Here is a 19,232-nt window from a genome sequence, read left to right as displayed (position 1 = left end):
GGTACCTGCGCTTTGTCAGCTGTTCGGGAATGCGGCCTGAAGCGCGATCTCGACCATATCGCCAAAGCTGCTTTCACGTTCTGAGGATGGCAGAGCCTCTCCGGTCAACAGGTGATCGGAAACAGTCAGAACGGCCAAGGCGCGGCATTTGTGGCGCGCCGCCAAAATATAGAGTTCGGCCGCTTCCATTTCGACGCCCAGAATGCCGTGACGCACCATCTGTTCGTTGAGATCAGGGCGCTCGTCATAAAAGACATCTGACGAGTAAATTCCACCAACATGGGTCGGCGTTCCCTTGGCGGCAGCCGCGGTGGCGGCAGCTTGCAGCAGCCCCCAATCGGCGCAGGGCGCAAAGTTGAGCTCTTTCATGATGCCGCGCGACGGCGTGCTCAGCGTGGTTGATGTCATGGCCAGAATGACGTCACGAATTTTGACGCTGTCCTGCATCCCCCCGCAGGATCCGATGCGGATCAGGGTTTTCGCATCGTAATCGCGGATCAACTCGTTTACATAAATGGAAAGAGACGGCATTCCCATGCCGCTTCCCTGAATTGTTACGGGATTTCCCTTCCAGTTTCCGGTAAATCCAAGCATTCCCCGAACGTTATTGACCTGTTTGACATCGTCCAAAAACGTCTCGGCCGCCCATTTCGCCCGGTAGGGATCACCGGGCAAAAGAACGGTTTCAGCTATTTCGCCTTTTTCGGCGCCAATATGAATTGTCATTTTCAAAAACGCTCAGATTAGATTTCCAGATCAGAAATATCCGCGCCTGCGGTCAGCGCATCATGCACCCATTGAGGCTTGCGGCCGCGACCAGTCCAAGTTTGATCTGGATTTTCCGGGTTGCGGTATTTAGCCTTTGTTTTTGTTGGCTTAACGCTGCGCGACGTTTCTCCGGACAGTTCAGACAAAGAGAAGCCGAATTCTGCCGCAGCCTTTTCTGCGGCTTTCAAAGCTTCCTGACGTTCGCGTTTTTCTGCCCTGATCAAAGCTTTTTCTATGTCATTGCGCAAAGCCAAAAGGTCTTTGCGTGACATATTCTCAAGATTGATCCCCATCATTCTTCTCCATCAGATAATAATTACGGTGCACATGAGCGCGCACCGTAATTCCAAATATCAGCTTATTCCATCCCGAATTTTTCAGAGACGGAAACAGGAGAAAAAGTGCCTTACAGCTAATTTACTCTGCGGCGAGGTTCCGCGGATCCGCCAGAGTAACAATATCGCCCATTATCGAATTGAGTTCGAAGTTTTTCGGGGTGTAGACCTTGGCCACACCCATGGATTTCAGTTTTTCGGCATCTTCGTCCGGAATAATGCCACCCACCACGACTGGGATATGAGACAACCCCGCCTGCCGCAGACGTTCCATGACGTCTTTGACCAGTGGCAGGTGGCTGCCGGACAGGATCGACAATCCAATGACATGCGCATCATCTTCGCGGGCGGCCGCAACGATTTCTTCGGGTGTCAGGCGAATACCCTCATAGCTGATGTCCATACCGCAATCGCGGGCACGGAAGGCGATCTGTTCGGCACCGTTGGAATGGCCGTCCAGCCCGGGTTTGCCTACAAGGAACTTCAGACGCCGGCCCAGCTTGTCGCTGACGGCATCAACAGCGGCACGCAGGTCGTCCAGCCCTTCGGTCTTGTTCGAAACAGACCCAGATACACCGGTTGGGCCGCGATAGGTTCCATAGACTTTGCGCATTTCTTCGGCCCATTCGCCCGTCGTCGCGCCGGCCTTTGCGGCGGCAATGGACGGTTCCATGATGTTTGCCCCGGTCTGTGCCGCTTCGCGCAGCGCGGCCAGGGCCGCTGCTACGGCCGCTTCGTCCCGTTCTGCGCGCCACGAATTCAGGCGGTCGATCTGTTCTTGTTCCACGGCAGGATCAACAACCATGATGCCACCGTCTTCGGTTTGCAGGGGTGATGCCTCGCCTTCGATCCATTTGTTCACACCGACGACAACGGTTTCGTTGCGCTCGATCCGGTTCAGGCGTTCTGCGTTGGAATCTACAAGTCGGGACTTCATGTATTCGATCGAAGCGACCGCGCCGCCCATCGAATCCAGGTTGGCCAGTTCGGCCCGCGCGCCTTCTTTCAACTCTTTCACCTTGGCATCGACAGCGGGGTTGCCATCGAAGAGGTCGTCGTATTCCAGCAGATCGGTTTCGTAGGCCAGAATCTGCTGCATCCGCATCGACCACTGCTGGTCCCATGGGCGCGGCAGACCCAGCGCCTCGTTCCAGGCGGGCAACTGCACCGCTCGGGCACGGGCATTCTTTGACAGGGTTACGGCCAGCATCTCGATCAGGATGCGATAGACGTTGTTTTCGGGCTGCTGCTCGGTCAGGCCCAGAGAGTTCACCTGCACGCCATAGCGGAATCGACGGAATTTCGGATTTTCAACGCCATAGCGTTGTTGCAGGATCTCATCCCAAAGATCCACGAAGGCACGCATTTTGCACATTTCAGTGACAAAGCGGATGCCAGCATTCACAAAAAAGGAAATCCGGCCACAGAGCGCCGGAAAATCCTCGGCAGGTACACGTGGGCGCAATTCGTCCAGCACGGCGATGGCAGTGGCCAGGGCATAGGCCAGTTCCTGCTCTGGCGTCGCACCCGCCTCTTGCAGGTGATACGAGCACACGTTCATCGGGTTCCATTTCGGAACATTGGTATAGCAATACTCGGCCACGTCCGCGATCATCTTGAGCGACGGTTTGGGCGGGCAAACATAAGTGCCGCGGCTCAGGTATTCCTTGATCAGGTCGTTTTGAACCGTGCCCTGTAGTTTGGATGCATCCGCGCCTTGCTCTTCCGCGACGGCGATGTAAAGCGCCAAAAGCCATGGCGCAGTGGCGTTGATCGTCATCGAGGTGTTCATCTGCTCCAGCGGGATCTGGTCGAACAGAACCCGCATGTCGCCCAGATGACAGACCGGCACACCGACCTTGCCGACTTCACCGCGGGCCAAGGTGTGGTCGCTGTCATAGCCTGTTTGCGTGGGCAGATCGAAGGCCACGGACAGACCGGTTTGGCCTTTCGCAAGATTCCCCCGATAAAGCGCGTTCGAGGCTTTGGCCGTGGAATGACCGGCATAGGTTCGGATGAGCCAGGGGCGATCTTTCTGCGTCTGCGTCATAGCGGGGCCTCGCGTTTCAGTGGGCAATAAAATTTCGTCTTGAGGTTCTAAAGCGCAATTTTCGGGACATGTCAATTCGCTGCGTTGCGGCATGCCGCAATTGTTCAGATTGTGGGCGGCTGTGATTGGTGGCAATCTGCCGCCATGACGCAAACCGTGGAACTTCCGCTTTGGCTTTTCGTGCTGATCGTGGTCTTTGCCATGGTCACTTTCGCATCGCATTTCCTGTTTCCGTCCGTTCGCTGGTTTTTCCGTCGCAGGTTGGAACGCGCGGTGGCGCGCCTGAACCAGCGCCTTCAACGCCCGATCCAGCCTTTCAAGCTGGCGCGTCGACACGACATGATCCAGCGCTTGATCTATGATCCGCAGGTCGGCCAGGCGGTTCAGCAACATGCGCGTGAAACCGGCATGCCCGAGGCCGTCGCCTCGGAGCAGGCACGTCGTTATGCCCGAGAGATCGTTCCGTCCTTTTCGGCCTTCGCCTATTTCAGCTTTGCGATCCGGCTGGCCCGCTTGCTGAGCAACACATTCTACGAGGTACGGCTTAGTTATCAGGACGAAGACTCCGTCAGGAACATTGATCCCGAAGCTACGGTTGTCTTTGTCATGAACCACCGGAGCAACATGGATTACGTTTTGGTCACGTATCTTGCAGCCCGGCATTCTGCGCTGTCTTATGCTGTCGGAGAGTGGGCCCGGGTCTGGCCGCTCAGCCGATTGATCCGGGCGATGGGGGCGTATTTTATCCGGCGCAAGTCCGGCAGCGAACTCTATCGTCAGGTTCTGTCCACCTATGTGCGCCACGCAACCGAAGCCGGCGTAACTCAAGCCATGTTTCCAGAAGGCGGGCTGAGCCTGACCGGCGCCATTGCGCGCCCCAAGCTTGGACTGCTCAAATACATTATGGATGGAACGTCGCCACAGGGGCGCGATGTGGTGTTTGTCCCGGTTGCCCTGAATTACGACCGTGTGTTGGAAGACACCATCCTGACCCGCGCGGCACTTGGAACAGAGCGGCGGTTTCGCGCGCGGATCGGCGTCATCGCACGCTGGATAGTGAAACAGATCTGGCGTCGTTTGATCGGCCGATACAAGCGGTTCGGTCTGGCGTCCGTCCGGTACGGCAGGCCGATCTCTCTCAAGGAATTCCGGGCTGAGGGCAGTGACGACATGATGACGGATTTGGCCCGGGCGCTGATGCAACGTATCCAGCATGCTATTCCGCTTGTGCCGGCACCAGCGGCCTGTTTGCTGGTGCGCGACAACGGCCCGATGTCCGAAGAAGACGTGCTGTCACAAATCCGACAGATGATGGAGCGCGATGATCCGCAGACCAAGGACAATTCGCAGGCCATATCAAATGCTTTGGATCAACTGGTTGAACGCCGGATTCTGAACCGACAGGGGAACATGCTGTCTGTATCAGGTCAGCGCGGCGATCTTCTGGACTATTACGCCGCATCCGTCCCGGCGGATTCAGGTAACCAGGTTTCTGCATCCGCAAAATAATTTTCTGCAACCGCTGGGTCATAAAATTACAATATGACGCCGAAAACGGTTGCAATATTACTCAGCGCCCAATATTCCAGTCTGTGAAGCGCGCGATTCTGCGTCGCGGCAAAGACACTGAACAGAGGAGGCCGGCATGGCTTTGGACACCGAAAGTGGTATCGCGTCGTACGAGGCACCTGAAAAAGATCTGTATGAAATGGGTGAAATCCCACCCATGGGATATGTCCCAAAGCAAATGTACGCTTGGGCCATTCGCAAAGAACGTCATGGTGAGCCGAACACCGCCATGCAGCAGGAAGTTGTGGATGTTCCGACCCTGGACAGCAACGAAGTGCTGGTTCTGGTTATGGCCGCAGGGGTCAACTACAACGGCGTCTGGGCCGCTCTGGGGCAGCCGATCAGCCCGTTTGATGGGCACAAAGCACCCTACCACATCGCGGGTTCGGATGCGTCGGGCATCGTTTGGGCCGTTGGCGATAAGGTGAAGCGCTGGAAAGTTGGCGATGAAGTTGTGATCCACTGCAACCAGGACGACGGCGATGACGAGGAATGCAACGGCGGTGATCCGATGTATTCGCCCAGCCAGCGGATCTGGGGCTATGAAACACCGGATGGCTCGTTCAGCCAGTTCACCCGCGTGCAGGCACAGCAGCTTATGCCGCGCCCCAAGCATCTGACATGGGAAGAAGCGGCGTGCTACACCCTGACGCTGGCAACCGCGTACCGGATGCTGTTTGGCCACGAGCCACACGATCTGAAACCGGGTCAGAACGTCCTAGTCTGGGGTGCATCCGGGGGTCTGGGGTCCTACGCGATCCAATTGATCAACACCGCAGGCGCAAATGCGATCGGTGTGATTTCAGACGAAAGCAAGCGTGATTTCGTTATGGGTCTGGGCGCCAAAGGTGTTCTGAACCGTCGTGATTTCAACTGCTGGGGACAATTGCCCACGGTCAACACACCGGAATATGCCGAATGGTTCAAAGAGGCCCGCAAATTCGGCAAGGCGATCTGGGACATAACCGGCAAAGGTAACAATGTTGACATGGTGTTCGAACACCCGGGTGAAAGCACTTTCCCGGTGTCGACCTTCGTTGTGAAAAAAGGCGGTATGGTCGTGATTTGCGCCGGAACATCGGGTTTCAACTGCACATTCGATGTGCGCTACATGTGGATGCACCAGAAGCGTTTGCAGGGCTCGCACTTTGCTCATCTGAAGCAGGCGGCAGCCGCGAACAAGTTGATGGTCGAGCGCCGCCTGGACCCCTGCATGTCCGAGGTTTTCACGTGGAATGACCTGCCCGAGGCCCATATGAAAATGCTGCGGAACGAGCACAAGCCGGGCAATATGTCCGTTCTTGTTCAGGCGCCACGTACTGGTCTGCGTACCCTCGAGGAAGTCCTGGACGCAGGCTAACAACCCGCCAGAGTTGTAGACAAAAAACGCCCGCGAACCACCTTGCTGGTTCGCGGGTGTTTTACGTTTTTCAGGCCTCTGACGATCTTTCAAATGCTTGCATTTTTACCCATCGCTATTTTGGGGGAGTAGAAACCGGCGAATAGGCCAAAAAAGATCATACATGTTATGGTTGTGTTAACCCTTCGTTAACTGTTTCAGAGAGACCCTGATGGCGCAAAATGAGTGGATATTGGACGTATTGTCGGACCTCAATGCTTTCGCCGTTGCGAATGGTTTGAGCGCGCTTGCAGAGCAGCTTGATGACACAAGACTGATCGCGGCTGCCGAGATTGCGTCCTTGAAGAACGAGGCACGGGCGCCCGCGGATGGCAACGAAGGTCGATTTGGGTCAAATCCTTCAGGATTTGGAAAACACCAAAACGCTTGAAGAACTCAGCGCCGTAGCTGAGCGTTTGCGGGACGCGTTGAACGTCGAGCACCTGACGTATCACTGGGTTGACGGTGCCGGAGATCAATACGGCTACACCACCTATTCAGACGCTTGGGATGAGCGCTACAGGGAAAAAAACTATCACCGTATCGACCCTGTGATCTTGGGGTGTTTCCAGCGGTTTCATCCGGTTGACTGGAAGTCGCTGGATTGGTCCGGCAAGGTGGCAAAGGCCTTCCTTCTGGATGCGCAAAACCATGGCGTTGGCAATCAAGGGTATTCCATACCAATTCGGGGTCCAAATGGTCAGTTCGCTTTGTTCACGGTCAACCACAGTTGTGATGATCAAACCTGGAAGAACTTTATCTCGACTTACGGGCGTGATTTGATTCTTGTTGCGCATTACATAAACCGCAAGGCGCTGGAGTTTGAAAAAGACAGGCAGCCGGACTGCCCGCGCAGCTTGTCGCCAAGGGAAATCGACGCGATCACACTTTTGGCGTTGGGATACAGCCGCGCCCAAGTGGCCCATTCCCTGACGATTTCCGAGCATACGTTGCGCGTTTACATTGAAAGCGCGCGCTCAAAGCTGGGCGCACATAACACAACCCACGCAATCGCCACGGCACTCAGCCGGGGATTAATAGTGGTTTAAGAGGCGAACGGCCTCCACACGCAAAATTAACCACGACTCTGTACTCCCTTCGTTCCTGCACAGGACGACAAGGGGAACAAGTCATGTTGCGTTATCTATATGCCGATGAGTTACACAGATTTCCGACTCTGGCAGAGGGGATGTTCAAAGATCGTGCGGATCAGTTCAAGACCAGGTTGGGGTGGGATGTCCACGTCAACGAGAAGGGCGAAGAACGGGACGAATACGATGATCTCAATCCGCTTTATGTCATCTGGGAAGAGCCGGATGGCAGCCACGGAGGGTCGATGCGTGTATTGCCTACGACCGGTCGGGTGATGATCAATGAGGTTTTTGGTCATCTGAATGGCGGCAAGCCGATTTGTAGCCCCCTGATCTGGGAGGTCACCCGGTTCTGCCTGTCCCGAACAGCCAGCCCGCATACTGCCGGCGCCATCATGTTGAGCGGCGGTGAAATGATGGAAGGTTTCGGCCTGACGCATATCGCCGGCGTATTTGATGCAAGGATGATCAGAATCTATCGCCTGATCGGGTCCTCGCCCGAGGTTCTGGGAACCCAGGGCAGCGGACGCGATCAGATTTCCGTCGGATTGTGGCCCTATTCCGCGGACGACTGCAACCGGGTGGCCGAGCGTGCGGGCATCCCGCGTGATCTGTCTCGGATGTGGTTCCAGGCCGCATTCGGACCGAAGAAACAGCACCGGTTCGCCCTGTCCGCTTAAGTGTCGGAAAACGCCAATCCACATCTGGTGATGGTCGGCGCGGCCCTGTAGGGTCGCGCCATGTCCTTGCCGAATGTAACGTTCTCAGATGATCAGGCCGCCGCGTATGACAGCATCGCCGAGATGCTGCGGGCAGCAGGTGTTGATCTCGAAGATGATGCCCTTCTGAAACTGCCAGGCGCAGGAAAATCCGGCGTGATGGCCGTAATCGGCAAGGCCGGTTCGGGCAAAACGCTGCTGTTGGCCGAGCTGTACAAGGCACTGGCAGAAACGGGTGTTCAGATCGTGTCCGGCGATTATGAAAGCCGCAAATCGAAAGACAAGCGCAGCCTTGCCATCCTGGCCCCGACGAACAAGGCTGCCAGCGTTCTGCGATTGCGTGGCGTGCCTGCGACCACGATTCACCGCATATTGTACACGCCGGTCTATGATCCGGAATACGAGCGTATTGCGGAATGGCTGGCCGGCAATGACGAACGCCCCGATATCGAAGGTTTGACGGATGAAGCCTTGGATCGTGCGGCTGCTTTTTACCAAAACAACAAATCTATCCCCGGGGCGCTGGCCGCCGCCGGTTTGCGAGGGTCGGATTTCATCACCGGGTGGAAGCGCCGTGACGAACCGCTGGATATCGGGTTCGTCGATGAGGCGTCGATGCTGGATGACCGCCAGTTCGATGATCTCAAAGAGATTTTCCCGACCCTTCTGTTGTTCGGCGATCCGGCTCAGCTGGCACCGGTAAATCAGTCTGGCAGCATGGTGTTCGAGGCATTGCCCGAGCCCAGGAAGCTGACACTTCAGCGCGTGCACCGCCAGGATGCAGACAACCCAATTCTGGATCTTGCGCATGCGCTGGCTGATCCGGCAATGGGCTTCGAGGATTTCGAGCGACTGATCGAAGACACAGCCCGTCGGGATGACCGGGTTGTCTGGGGCCAGCGGGTTGAGGTCGATCTGATGGCCCGAAGCCCGGTTCTCGTCTGGCGCAACACCACGCGCATTCGTTTGATACAGGCCTTCAGGCAAGTTCACGGCGCACCGGATACGGAATTGCTGGAAGGGGAACCGCTTATATGTGATGGGATCGAATTGCCCCTGAAACATCGCAAAAAACGGCTGGACCTTGAGGCGCGTGGGCTGATCAAAGGAGCTCAGGTGGTTTATCTGGGGCCGGGACGAAAGCCGGGGTTCTCGCGTCTTCACGTGATGGGGGCCGAAGACCCGCAGGTCAGCGCCGCGTCCATTGTTCAGATCGAAAAACCGGACGAGGAAGAGCCGTTTATTCCCTATGCCGCCCGCATGGGGGCGACCTTTTTGCACGGGGCGGCCGTGACGATCCACAAGGCGCAGGGGTCACAATGGGATACGGTTCAGGTGTTCGCTCCGGATCTCTATGCCGCCGCTCGCATGGGCCGGACCGAGGCCGGACAGCCATTGTGGAAGCGTTTGGCATATGTCGCGATCACGCGCGCGCAAGAGCGGCTGATCTGGGTGGTGCGCAATCGCCTGTCGAAACCCACGCACCCCCTGCGAGTGGATGACTTGAGGGCGATTCCGGCGGCTTCGCTGACATTGGAGGCGGAAGAGACATGAAATCCATCATCGTAACGGGTGCCAGTTCAGGTATCGGCCGGGCTACGGCCCTGCTGTTTCTGTCCCAAGGGTGGACGGTCGGGCTGTTGGCGCGCAGCAAGGACAAACTGGAAGCTCTGGCAAAAGAGCATCAGGCAGCCGTTGTCCTGCCTGCGGATGTGACCGACCCGAATGCGGTTGAACGGGCTTTCCGGTCTTTTACAGACCGCACCGGGCGGCTGGATGTTCTGTTCAACAACGCCGGGATCTTTGCGCCGGGCGGCACGATCGATGAGATCGCTCTGGACGATTGGTATCAAAGCGTCAACGTGAACCTGAACGGCATGTTCCTCTGCGCGCGCGAAGCCTTCAGGATCATGCGTCACCAAGACCCGCAGGGCGGCCGGATCATAAACAACGGCTCGATTGCCGCACATGTTCCGCGACCGAATTCGGTACACTATTCGGCCACAAAGCACGCCACTACAGGGCTGACGCGCAGTCTTTCGCTGGATGGGCGTCGCTTTGGAATCGCCTGCGGGCAGATCGATATCGGAAACGCGCGCACGCAGATGGTTCAGGGCCTTGTGGACGCGGCACAAGCCGCGGGCGAGACACCGGACCCGACGATGGCCGTGGAAGACGCCGCGCGTTCGGTCCTGCATATGGCAAGCCTGCCGCCCGAGGCCAATGTGCAGTTCATGACCGTCATGGCCACGACCATGCCCTATATCGGCCGAGGGTGACGGTTACTTTTCCCGCAACAGCCGGAAGGCTGTCGAGGCGCCCCAGCCTGCCGCAATCGCTATGACCAGCGACATCAGGCCGTACCAGACGGGCTGCTGGCGGGACATATTGTACAAAAAACGCTCCAGACCGACTTTCCGGACATCAATGATCGCTTCATATTGCGAGACGACCTCTCCGCCTCGGGTGAGGAAAATCCGGGCGGAATAATCGCCTTCGGTCAGGTCGGCGGGCATATCGATTGAAGTACGGAACAGGGTCTGTTCATCCACTGCTACGGTGTTTTCGCGGATCGAATACAGTTCTTCGTGTTCTCGAATTCTTATTACGGCGTCTGCAAAATCCTGTGCGCCCCGGATATGCATCGCGGCACCGACCGAGCGGATCGCGCGTTCGATCGAAATCCGGTAACGCAGGTCTTCGGTGTCGGACAGGATGTCGTCAAAGGGTCCGCTGGTTGCGACGGCGTAAAAGCTGGGTGCAAGGTCGACAAGAACACTGTCGGTGTTCACCCAGATCCCAAGCTTGCGTTCCTTGCGTCGCACGGTGACAGGCTCGGACGGACCCGCAACCGCGACGATGACTTCGACCGGAGGGCCGGAAGGGATTGGGGTTTCCCGCTTGATGGCTCCAAAAATCAGCAGCTCCGATCCGTCGAATGTCGCGGTGATGGCAACCCGGTCCTGGCTGAGACCAAGGACAACCTGTTCTTCCGCTGCCAAAGCGGGCGTGCAGAACAAGCACAGGGCGGCGATAAGCGAACGCAGCATCCTCAGTGCCCTCCGCCGCTGCCAAGCGAGTAGAGCTCGGCGGGTTCGATAAGCAGATCAAGTGCAAGCTTGCCACATACGGCCAGCACCAGAGCGGCAAGCAGCACGCGCAATTGTTCCGCCGGCATCCGGGCTCCGATCACGGTTCCGATCTGGGCGCCAATGACGCCGCCCACCAGCAGCAAGACCGCCAGAACAACATCAACCGTATAGTTGGTGGTGGCGTGCAGCATCGTGGTGAAGGCTGTCACAAAGATGATCTGAAACAGCGACGTGCCGACAACGACCTTGGTCGGCATACCCAGCAAATAGATCATGGCAGGGACCATGATAAAGCCGCCGCCAACGCCCATGATCGCCGACAAAACCCCAACGCACAGACCGACCAAGGCCGGCGGGATGACCGAGATATACAGGCCCGAGGTGCGGAAACGCATTTTGAAGGGCATGGCATGGACCCAGCCCCGCTGCCGGCGCTTGGCAGGGGCCGCGCCGCCCTTCTTGGCTTTACGCAGGGCCCTCAGGCTTTCGACAAACATCAGGCTGCCAATGACGCCAAGAAAAACAACGTAACAGAGTGTCACCAGCAGATCGACCTGACCCAGGCTTTTGAGATAGTTGAAAACAACCACGCCCAAAGCGGCCCCAACAAGCCCGCCAACCAGCAATACCGTTCCCATTTTTAGGTCCACGGTCTTTCGTCGGAAATGTGCCAGAACTCCGGAAAAAGATGATGCGACGATCTGATTGGCTTCGGTAGCAACAGCCACCGCCGGTGGAATACCGATGAAGAACAGCAGCGGGGTCATCAAAAAGCCGCCACCGACACCGAACATTCCGGACAGTATGCCAACCATGCCGCCCAACCCCAACAAGAGAAAGGCGTTTACTGAGACTTCGGCGATGGGAAGGTATATCTGCATGGGCTCTTCTAGTCGCACTGAGTTGAGAGGCGCAACGCCATAGCGTCGCATTCGCCTAAATATTTAAAAAATTGAATGTGACTAATCGGCACATACGACCAGACCTGCCTGTTTGCGCTGATCGGGTCTGCGGACAACTGCCAGTTTGCAGGAAGGTACACACTCATACCCTCTTAGAACGGTTGCGGCATGCAAAATCAACTCTGCATGCCGCTCCGCAGCGAACAGGACTGAAACTCAGTTCAGAACTGGCCTTATCAGCGCTCTTTGACGTAGGGTTCTCCGCCTGCCCGAGGTGGAATGGCTTTGCCGACGAAGCCGGCAAGGATCACCACCGTCAGAATATAGGGCAGGGCGTCCATCACCTGCACGGGAATCACGACGCCACCCAGATCGATATTTTGGAACCGCAGCGCGATCGCTTGCAGCAGACCAAACAGCAAGCAGGCCCACATGGCATGCCACGGGCGCCACTTGGCAAAGATCAGGGCGGCCAAGGCGATAAATCCACGACCGGCGGTCATTTCCTTGACAAACCCTGCCTGCAAGGCCGTAGCCAGATAGGCGCCTGCGATGCCGCACAGCACACCACAGATGGCGACGGCGGCGAACCGCAGGCCAACCACCGAGACACCGGCGGTGTCCACTGCGGCCGGGTTCTCACCCACCGCCCGCAGGCGCAGACCGAACCGGGTGCGATACAGAATCCACCAAGTGGTCGGAACCATCAGGAACGCGACATAAACCAGGATCGAATGGCCCGAGAGCAATTCGGAATAGATGGGACCAACAATTGGCACACCGCCGAGGGACTCGGCGAATGGGAAGTTGATCGGTTCGAACCGGCCCCCGCCAAACAGGGACGGTGTACGACCACCTTGCTGAAACCAGCTTTGCGCGACCAGGACGGTCAGGCCCGAGGCCAGAAAGTTGATCGCCACGCCCGATATCAACTGGTTGCCCCGGAAGGTGATCGACGCCAGCCCGTGCAGGCCCGACAGCAACAAAGAGGATGCGATACCAGCCAGCAGGCCCAGCCAAACCGACCCTGTGACAGCTGCGATTGCAGCTGAAAAGAACGCTGACATCAACATTTTGCCTTCGAGGCCGATGTCGAAGATCCCGGCCCGTTCCGAAAACAGACCGGCCAGACAGGCAAGCAGCAGTGGGGTGGACAGGCGAATGGTCGAATCCAGAACCTGAATGAGGGTTACAAAAAATTCCATCACTCAGCCCTCTTCCGCATACCCAGGAAAAGTTTTTCAAGCGGCATTCGCACCATGTTGTCCAATGCGCCGGTGAACAGGATGACCAGGGCCTGAATGACCACGATCAGTTCCCGCGGAATCGAAGCCCACAGCGCCAGCTCGGCGCCGCCCTGATACAGAAATCCGAACAAGAGCGCAGCCAGAAACACACCGAACGGATGTGAACGCCCCATCAGAGCCACGGCGATGCCTATGAAACCCGCTCCCTCGGTCGAGTTCATAACTAGTCGCTCGGCTTCGCCCATGACATTGTTGATGGCCATCAACCCTGCCAGCCCGCCGGAAATCAGCATCGCGACAATCGTGATGCGCACAGGTGAAATACCGGCATAGACAGCGCCGGTCTCGGAATGGCCGTAAGCCCGGATTTCATAACCCAGACGCGTGCGCCAGATCAGCGCCCAGACAACGACGCAGGCAAGCAACGCGATGAAGAAGGTGATGTTCGCAGGGGCGCCGCGGAAAACAACGTTCTCTGCGGTCGAGAACATCTCCTGGAAAGAGGGCAGATGCACGCTTTCAGAGAACCGCGCGGTGGCCGGATCCTGCGACCCTTGGGGGCGCATGACATTGACCAGCATGTAATTCAGGAAAGCAGCGGCGATGAAGTTGAACATGATCGTGGTGATCACGATATGGCTGCCACGCTTTGCCTGAAGATAGGCCGGAATGGCTGCCCAGAGCGCGCCGAACAGCATCGATGCCGCACAGGCGGCAAGCAAGGCAATGCTCCAATGCGGCCAGTCGACATAAAGACAGACCATGGCCACGCCTAGCCCGCCCAGCATCGCCTGACCTTCGCCCCCGATGTTGAACATACGGGCATGGAAGGCGACGGCCACCGCAAGACCGGTAAACATGAAGTTGGTCGCGTAATAGAGCGTATAGCCCCAGCCATAGGTCGATCCCAGCGCACCAGTGACCATCAATTTGACGGCTTCGACAGGGTTTTCGCCGATGGCGAGGATGACCAGCGCCGAAAGGATTGCGGCCAGTATCAGACTGATCAGGGGGATCAGAATGACATCGGCCCATTTAGGCATTTTTTCCATGTTACGCGGCCTCTCCCGCAACACCGGCCATCAGAAGGCCCAGTTCTTTTTCATCTGTCTCATGGGGCAGGCGTTCTCCCATGATATGTCCGTCAAACATCACCGCGATCCGGTCCGAGAGCGAGAAGATTTCTTCCAGTTCGACCGATACCAGCAGGATTGCCTTGCCCTGATCACGCAGCGCGACAATCTGTTTGTGAATGAACTCGATGGCGCCGATGTCCACGCCCCGCGTGGGTTGCCCGACCAGCAGCAGGTCAGGGTTGCGTTCAATCTCGCGGGCGACAACGATTTTCTGCTGATTGCCGCCCGAGAAACTTTTGGCTGCCAGCCAGGGATTGGGCGGGCGGACGTCGAATTTTTCGATCTTGGCTTCGGTATCGGCGCGCAACGCCGCGTTGTCCATGAAGATACCGCGTTTATAGGCCGGGTCGCGGTGATATCCGAAGGCCACGTTTTCCCAGGCGTGGAAGTCCATGATCAGGCCTTCGCGCTGCCGGTCTTCGGGCACGTGGGCGATGTGATGCGCGCGGCGGGCCTGACCATCTGATCCGGCCCCACTCAGTGCCAGCGGTTCGCCGTTCAGCTTGATCGTGCCCTGTCCGGGGCGCATTCCACCAAGAACTTCCAGCAGTTCGGATTGACCATTGCCGGCCACGCCGGCGATGCCGACGATCTCACCTGCGCGTACGGTCAGGTCGATATTTTTGACCCGTTCAACGCCTGCCGAATCAAAAACGCTGAGATTTTCGATCTCGAGAATGGGTTCGCCGGGCGTCGCGGGCACTTTGTCGACTTGCAGCAGAACCTTGCGGCCGACCATCAGCTCGGCCAGCTCCTCGGGGCTGGTCTCGGATGTTTTGACCGTGGCCGTCATTTGCCCGCGCCGCATAACCGATACCGTGTCGGTGTTTTCCATGATCTCGCGCAGTTTGTGGGTGATCACGATGACCGTTTTGCCCTCGGACCGCAGCCGGTCGAGGATGCGGAACAGCTGATCGGCTTCGGCTGGGGTCAACACGCCGGTCGGTTCGTCCAGAATCAGAATTTCGGCCTTGCGGTACAGCGCCTTCAGGATCTCGACCCGCTGCTGCATCCCCACGCCGATCTCGTCGATGCGCTTGTCGGGATCGACGAACAGTTCGTATTCTTCCTCGAGCTCTTTCAGCTCTTTGCGGGCTTTTGCCAGTGATGGCGCCAGCAGCCCGCCATCCTCGGCGCCCAGTACGATGTTTTCCAGAACTGTGAAATTTTCCACCAGCTTGAAATGCTGGAACACCATCCCGATGCCCGAGGCGATGGCCGCCTGGCTGTCCGGGATGTCGGTCTTGGTCCCATTGATCCAGATCTCACCTTTGTCGGCTTTGTAAAAGCCGAAAAGAATGCTCATCAACGTGGATTTGCCTGCGCCGTTTTCACCGATGATCCCATGGATCGTACCGGGTGCAACGCTGATCGAGATGTCTTTGTTGGCCTGAACTGGCCCAAAGGCTTTTGATATCCCTTTGAGCTCAATGGCTGGGACGGTCATGTCTTGCCCTCAACTGCCGAGAAACCCATCCGGCTGTCCGCCCGGATGGCGAAGTGGGTGGCGAGGCGGAAGGCACTCTCCCGCCCCGCGCGTTATCAGAACTGCAGCGCCGGGCAGCTGTCGTTCTCGTAATAGCTTACAACTTCGATGTCGCCGTTGATGATCGCCTTGCGAGCTTCGTCGACGGCGTCGCTCATGCGAACCGAAACAAGCTCTTTGTTGTTTTCATCCATTGCAACGCCGACCCCATCTTCGGCCAGACCCATGATGAAAACGCCGGTTTCAACGTTTTCGCCTGCTTTCATCGCTTCATAAACAGCGACGTCCACACGCTTCAGCATCGAAGTCAGCACTTTGCCTGGGTGCAGGTGATTCTGGTTGCTGTCCACACCAATCGACAGGATGCCTTCGTCAGCCGCAGTTTGCAGAACGCCAACGCCGGTTCCGCCGGCCGCAGCGTAAATCACATCAGCGCCCTGGCTGATCTGCGCTTTTGTAAGCTCCGAACCCTTTACCGGATCGTTCCAGGCAGCAGGTGTTGTTCCTGTCATGTTGGCAACAACATTGATGTCTGGGTTCACGGCCTTCGCACCCTGGGCATAGCCGCATCCGAAATGGCGAATCAACGGGATGTCCATACCTCCGATGAAACCAACGGTGCCGGATTTCGACGCCATAGCGGCCATCATGCCGACCAGGTAGGACCCTTCGTGCTCGGCAAAGCCAATCTGGCGGATGTTTGGAGCGTCCAGCCAAGTCACGTCAACAGCGACGAATTTGGTGTCGGGGTAATCACTTGCAACAGCCGCCAGGGCGTCAGCGATTCCGAACCCCATGGTGATGATCGGATTTGCACCGGATTCCGCAAAACGGCGCAGGGCCTGTTCGCGCTGCGGTTCTGCCTGAATTTCGATTTCCAGATACTTGCCGCCGGTTTCATTTGCCCAGCGCTGCGCGCCGTTATAGGCGGCCTCGTTGAAGGACTTGTCGAACTTGCCGCCCAGGTCAAAGATCACCGCCGGTTCGGCCAGAACCGCTCCGGCTGACATTGCGACGGCAGCGGCAGCACCCATCAAGGATTTCATCAGGGTCATTTCAGTCTCCCAATTTTATTTTGTTGGCACAGGGTCAGATTAGCCCCGTTCACCCACTTTTAGCGAGCATAACTGTTGTGATGGCGGGTATTAAGGGGGTTTGCAACCACCATGGTCAACTGAATTCTGACCAAATGGTCTAAAAAACGGGCGATTGCCGTAGGGGCAGGCGGCATTCCATTACAAGTGCATCAGTTTTTTGGCCCGTTTCGCGCGCATAATACGCCTTGCGCAGCCCGCACTGCCGATATCCGCATCGATTGTACAGGGAAATGGCCGCAATGTTGTCGGCCGCGACATCCAGAAAGGCACGCGTTGCCAGCAAATCGATCGCCTGATCATGCCATTCCTGCATGAGTCGAAGTGCCAGGCCCTGCCTTTGAAACGAAGGGTGGGTCGCAATTGTCAGCAACTCGGCTTCGCCCGCAATTACCTGAAACAGTGCAAAGCACCGGGAATCTCCGACGGCATGAGTAAAGCGGTTTTCAAGAAGGGCGGCGAATTCATCTTCTGTCCAGCCGCGCGAGTGCGAAAACGCTGCGGCATGGGTCGATGCCATCTCGTGCGGTGTCATTCGTTCAGCAGGACAGGGGGGGTATCACGGGACGGAGCCGCGTCGGCGGGCCTGACGTACAAAGGTGCCGGCGGCAAACTGGTACGATCCCAGCGCCGTGCGGCCACAAGGGCGATGGATTGTGCCAGCAAGGCAGGGTCAGAGCAGGAGAACAACGGCCCGCCAAGTTCCGCTTCGGCCCGAGGCAAGAGACACGGATCGGCACCGGGCATTTTCACATAAACTTGGTCGCGTGGGGCAGGGATCGCCGGTATCTGCCCGTCTTCCGCCAGCTCACGCAGGGCATCGAAGCCGGAAACTCCGACCGCAGGGATTTCAAGCCCAAGTGCAAGACCCCGCGCGGCCGAGACCGAAATACGGATGCCGGTGAAGTTGCCGGGCCCAATCCCAACGCCGAGCGCGTCCAAACCGGCCCAATCACACCCGGTTTCCGCCAGAACGTCTTCCAACAGCGGAATCAATCGTTCGGCCTGACCGCGTGGCATCGCTTCGGCACGAGACGTCACGATTTCGCCGTCGCGCAACAAAGCGGCCGCGCAATGCGCGGCCGATGTGTCAAACGCCAGAATCGTCGGGTTAGACGGCAACAGGGCGAACCTCGGTCACTTCTGGAATGTAATGGCGCAGAAGGTTTTCGATACCCATCTTCAGGGTCAATGTCGAAGACGGGCAACCCGCGCAGGCCCCCTGCATGTGCAGATAGACCACGCCGCGATCAAATCCGTGGAACGTGATATCACCCCCATCCTGAGCCACGGCAGGACGCACACGGCTGTCCAGCAAGTCCTTGATCTGGTTGACGATATCAGCGTCTTCACCAGAGTGCTCGGCATGGCCCGAGGCTCCGGCGGAATCTGCGCCCATAACAGGTTGGCCGGATTGATAATGCTCCATCACCGCGCCAAGAATGGCCGGTTTGATGTGGTCCCACTGAACGTCGTCCGATTTGGTAACGGTGACAAAATCGTTGCCAAAAAACACGCCAGTCACACCGTTGACCGCAAAAATGCGTTTGGCCAGAGGCGATTTTTCGCCCGCTTCCGCAGTTGGGAAATCCGCTGTTCCAGCTTCCAGCACCGTTTGGCCGGGCAGGAATTTCAACGTGGCCGGATTGGGGGTGGATTCGGTCTGGATGAACATGAGGGCGCTCCGTCTGATGTGCTTCTGATATGCGCGCAGGCGCACGGGAAGTCAAGATTTGGAACGATTCTAAATTGTGGAAGAGTATTCTAATGCGTCATCCAGACGGTCATCGCCCCAGAACAACTCTTCCCCGGCCAGAAAACTTGGTGCACCAAACAGGCCAAGCGCCTTGGCGCGGGCAGATTGTTCGAACAGGGCCTGTTTTATTTCCGGGTCCCCTGCGCGGTTCATCAGGCTGCTGCGCAGCCCTGCCTCTTCGAGGCAGGAGGCCAGTACGCTGTCCTCTGAGATATTCTGCCCGGCGCCGAATTCGGCGCTGAAGACGGCCCGAACAAACGCAGCCCGTTCCCGATGATCCTCGATGGCCAGAACCAGACGTGCTGCCCTGAGCGAATTCTGCGGAAATGGATCAGGCTTTGCAAAAGGAAGCCCGCGCGCCTTGCACAGACGTTCCATATCGCGCCACATGTACCGCCCTTTGGCCGGATACAGGTTGAAAGGTGAGGTGCGCCATCCTTGTTCCGCGAAAATCGGACCCAACAGGAACGGGTGCCATTCAATGGCAACGCCTTTGTTTTGCGCGGCCGCTTCGATCCGCATCGCGCTGAGGTAGGAATAGGTCGAGGCGAATTCGAACCAAAACTGTATCGTCTTCGCCATCGCCGC

Annotated in this window: 19 protein-coding genes; 6 read left to right on the top strand and 13 right to left on the bottom strand. The window is 57.5% G+C overall.

Translation table 11 applies throughout. The features are described from left to right. Positions 1 to 15: 15 nt before the first annotated feature. The 3 genes from deoD to GOW60_RS14130 all read right to left on the bottom strand — a co-directional run bounded on the left by deoD (position 16) and on the right by GOW60_RS14130 (position 3,153). Complete coding sequence (gene deoD, locus GOW60_RS14140; RefSeq protein ID WP_171229772.1) at positions 16 to 726, bottom strand: purine-nucleoside phosphorylase; 711 nt, start codon at positions 724 to 726, stop codon at positions 16 to 18. 17 nt (positions 727 to 743) lie between these two features. Next, positions 744 to 1,061, bottom strand: a complete 318-nt coding sequence (locus tag GOW60_RS14135) for an H-NS family nucleoid-associated regulatory protein (RefSeq protein WP_171171140.1) — start codon at positions 1,059 to 1,061, stop codon at positions 744 to 746. A 124-nt stretch (positions 1,062 to 1,185) separates the two neighbouring features. Then, entirely contained in the window at positions 1,186 to 3,153 is a 1,968-nt protein-coding gene (locus GOW60_RS14130; RefSeq protein ID WP_171229771.1) for a protein meaA, read from the bottom strand. Between the two features lie 144 nt (positions 3,154 to 3,297). On the opposite strand from GOW60_RS14130, the gene GOW60_RS14125 reads away from it, so the two are divergent. The 6 genes from GOW60_RS14125 (at position 3,298) to GOW60_RS14100 (ending at position 10,210) form a co-directional block, all read left to right on the top strand. Next, complete coding sequence (locus GOW60_RS14125; protein ID WP_171229770.1) at positions 3,298 to 4,662, top strand: 1-acyl-sn-glycerol-3-phosphate acyltransferase; 1,365 nt, start codon at positions 3,298 to 3,300, stop codon at positions 4,660 to 4,662. 136 nt (positions 4,663 to 4,798) lie between these two features. Further along, the gene (gene ccrA, locus GOW60_RS14120; protein ID WP_170346380.1) at positions 4,799 to 6,082 is read left to right on the top strand and encodes a crotonyl-CoA carboxylase/reductase; all 1,284 of its coding nucleotides are present in this window, start codon (positions 4,799 to 4,801) and stop codon (positions 6,080 to 6,082) included. A gap of 368 nt (positions 6,083 to 6,450) precedes the next feature. Next, complete coding sequence (locus GOW60_RS14115) at positions 6,451 to 7,170, top strand: LuxR family transcriptional regulator (RefSeq protein WP_171229769.1); 720 nt, start codon at positions 6,451 to 6,453, stop codon at positions 7,168 to 7,170. 83 nt (positions 7,171 to 7,253) lie between these two features. Next, entirely contained in the window at positions 7,254 to 7,892 is a 639-nt protein-coding gene (locus GOW60_RS14110) for an acyl-homoserine-lactone synthase (RefSeq protein ID WP_171229768.1), read from the top strand. 60 nt (positions 7,893 to 7,952) lie between these two features. Further along, positions 7,953 to 9,485 carry an ATP-dependent RecD-like DNA helicase gene (locus GOW60_RS14105; RefSeq protein WP_171229767.1) on the top strand — a complete coding sequence of 511 codons (1,533 nt, stop codon included), beginning with the start codon at positions 7,953 to 7,955 and terminating at the stop codon, positions 9,483 to 9,485. After that, positions 9,482 to 10,210: an SDR family oxidoreductase gene (locus GOW60_RS14100; protein ID WP_171229766.1), complete on the top strand. Its 729-nt coding sequence runs from the start codon at positions 9,482 to 9,484 to the stop codon at positions 10,208 to 10,210. The genes GOW60_RS14105 and GOW60_RS14100 overlap by 4 nt, the downstream gene beginning before the upstream one ends. Before the next feature lie 3 nt (positions 10,211 to 10,213). On the opposite strand, the gene GOW60_RS14095 is transcribed toward GOW60_RS14100, so the two are convergent. The 10 genes from GOW60_RS14095 to GOW60_RS14050 form a co-directional block, all read right to left on the bottom strand. Beyond that, positions 10,214 to 10,981 (bottom strand): TIGR02186 family protein, encoded by a 768-nt coding sequence (locus GOW60_RS14095; protein WP_171229765.1) that lies wholly within the window; start codon positions 10,979 to 10,981, stop codon positions 10,214 to 10,216. Between the two features lie 2 nt (positions 10,982 to 10,983). Further along, on the bottom strand, positions 10,984 to 11,904 hold the full coding sequence (locus tag GOW60_RS14090) for a sulfite exporter TauE/SafE family protein (protein ID WP_152456856.1): 921 nt from the start codon (positions 11,902 to 11,904) through the stop codon (positions 10,984 to 10,986). Positions 11,905 to 12,161: 257 nt separating this feature from the next. Beyond that, entirely contained in the window at positions 12,162 to 13,130 is a 969-nt protein-coding gene (locus tag GOW60_RS14085; protein ID WP_152456857.1) for an ABC transporter permease, read from the bottom strand. Further along, entirely contained in the window at positions 13,130 to 14,224 is a 1,095-nt protein-coding gene (locus GOW60_RS14080) for an ABC transporter permease (RefSeq protein WP_152456858.1), read from the bottom strand. The genes GOW60_RS14085 and GOW60_RS14080 overlap by 1 nt, the downstream gene beginning before the upstream one ends. Position 14,225: 1 nt before the next feature. Then, positions 14,226 to 15,755 (bottom strand): ABC transporter ATP-binding protein, encoded by a 1,530-nt coding sequence (locus tag GOW60_RS14075; RefSeq protein WP_152456859.1) that lies wholly within the window; start codon positions 15,753 to 15,755, stop codon positions 14,226 to 14,228. A gap of 95 nt (positions 15,756 to 15,850) precedes the next feature. After that, on the bottom strand, positions 15,851 to 16,849 hold the full coding sequence (locus GOW60_RS14070; protein ID WP_171229764.1) for a BMP family protein: 999 nt from the start codon (positions 16,847 to 16,849) through the stop codon (positions 15,851 to 15,853). A gap of 139 nt (positions 16,850 to 16,988) precedes the next feature. Beyond that, complete coding sequence (locus GOW60_RS14065) at positions 16,989 to 17,423, bottom strand: N-acetyltransferase (RefSeq protein ID WP_171229763.1); 435 nt, start codon at positions 17,421 to 17,423, stop codon at positions 16,989 to 16,991. Next, positions 17,420 to 18,010 (bottom strand): tRNA (adenosine(37)-N6)-threonylcarbamoyltransferase complex dimerization subunit type 1 TsaB, encoded by a 591-nt coding sequence (tsaB, locus tag GOW60_RS14060; protein ID WP_171229762.1) that lies wholly within the window; start codon positions 18,008 to 18,010, stop codon positions 17,420 to 17,422. The genes GOW60_RS14065 and tsaB overlap by 4 nt, the downstream gene beginning before the upstream one ends. Further along, positions 18,000 to 18,563: a NifU family protein gene (locus GOW60_RS14055; RefSeq protein ID WP_152456863.1), complete on the bottom strand. Its 564-nt coding sequence runs from the start codon at positions 18,561 to 18,563 to the stop codon at positions 18,000 to 18,002. The genes tsaB and GOW60_RS14055 overlap by 11 nt, the downstream gene beginning before the upstream one ends. Before the next feature lie 69 nt (positions 18,564 to 18,632). Beyond that, positions 18,633 to 19,226, bottom strand: coding sequence for a 2-hydroxychromene-2-carboxylate isomerase (locus GOW60_RS14050; protein WP_171229761.1), 594 nt, complete (start codon positions 19,224 to 19,226; stop codon positions 18,633 to 18,635). Positions 19,227 to 19,232: the final 6 nt, after the last annotated feature.

The organism is Ruegeria sp. HKCCA4008 (assembly GCF_013033125.1).
GTDB lineage: Bacteria > Pseudomonadota > Alphaproteobacteria > Rhodobacterales > Rhodobacteraceae > Ruegeria.
This window is presented reverse-complemented; position numbering and strand designations above follow the sequence as displayed.

What these genes read in the sequence shown, in the direction of transcription:
- GOW60_RS14080 (WP_152456858.1), bottom strand. Translation starts at nt 14,224, where the DNA reads ATGGAAAAAATGCCTAAATGGGCCGATGTCATTCTGATCCCCCTGATC.
- GOW60_RS14135 (WP_171171140.1), bottom strand. Translation starts at nt 1,061, where the DNA reads ATGGGGATCAATCTTGAGAATATGTCACGCAAAGACCTTTTGGCTTTG.
- GOW60_RS14055 (WP_152456863.1), bottom strand. Translation starts at nt 18,563, where the DNA reads ATGTTCATCCAGACCGAATCCACCCCCAATCCGGCCACGTTGAAATTC.
- GOW60_RS14115 (WP_171229769.1), top strand. Translation starts at nt 6,451, where the DNA reads ATGGCAACGAAGGTCGATTTGGGTCAAATCCTTCAGGATTTGGAAAAC.
- ccrA (WP_170346380.1), top strand. Translation starts at nt 4,799, where the DNA reads ATGGCTTTGGACACCGAAAGTGGTATCGCGTCGTACGAGGCACCTGAA.
- GOW60_RS14050 (WP_171229761.1), bottom strand. Translation starts at nt 19,226, where the DNA reads ATGGCGAAGACGATACAGTTTTGGTTCGAATTCGCCTCGACCTATTCC.
- GOW60_RS14085 (WP_152456857.1), bottom strand. Translation starts at nt 13,130, where the DNA reads ATGGAATTTTTTGTAACCCTCATTCAGGTTCTGGATTCGACCATTCGC.
- GOW60_RS14065 (WP_171229763.1), bottom strand. Translation starts at nt 17,423, where the DNA reads ATGACACCGCACGAGATGGCATCGACCCATGCCGCAGCGTTTTCGCAC.
- GOW60_RS14130 (WP_171229771.1), bottom strand. Translation starts at nt 3,153, where the DNA reads ATGACGCAGACGCAGAAAGATCGCCCCTGGCTCATCCGAACCTATGCC.
- GOW60_RS14125 (WP_171229770.1), top strand. Translation starts at nt 3,298, where the DNA reads ATGACGCAAACCGTGGAACTTCCGCTTTGGCTTTTCGTGCTGATCGTG.
- GOW60_RS14090 (WP_152456856.1), bottom strand. Translation starts at nt 11,904, where the DNA reads ATGCAGATATACCTTCCCATCGCCGAAGTCTCAGTAAACGCCTTTCTC.
- GOW60_RS14075 (WP_152456859.1), bottom strand. Translation starts at nt 15,755, where the DNA reads ATGACCGTCCCAGCCATTGAGCTCAAAGGGATATCAAAAGCCTTTGGG.
- GOW60_RS14100 (WP_171229766.1), top strand. Translation starts at nt 9,482, where the DNA reads ATGAAATCCATCATCGTAACGGGTGCCAGTTCAGGTATCGGCCGGGCT.
- GOW60_RS14095 (WP_171229765.1), bottom strand. Translation starts at nt 10,981, where the DNA reads ATGCTGCGTTCGCTTATCGCCGCCCTGTGCTTGTTCTGCACGCCCGCT.
- GOW60_RS14110 (WP_171229768.1), top strand. Translation starts at nt 7,254, where the DNA reads ATGTTGCGTTATCTATATGCCGATGAGTTACACAGATTTCCGACTCTG.
- GOW60_RS14105 (WP_171229767.1), top strand. Translation starts at nt 7,953, where the DNA reads ATGTCCTTGCCGAATGTAACGTTCTCAGATGATCAGGCCGCCGCGTAT.
- deoD (WP_171229772.1), bottom strand. Translation starts at nt 726, where the DNA reads ATGACAATTCATATTGGCGCCGAAAAAGGCGAAATAGCTGAAACCGTT.
- GOW60_RS14070 (WP_171229764.1), bottom strand. Translation starts at nt 16,849, where the DNA reads ATGACCCTGATGAAATCCTTGATGGGTGCTGCCGCTGCCGTCGCAATG.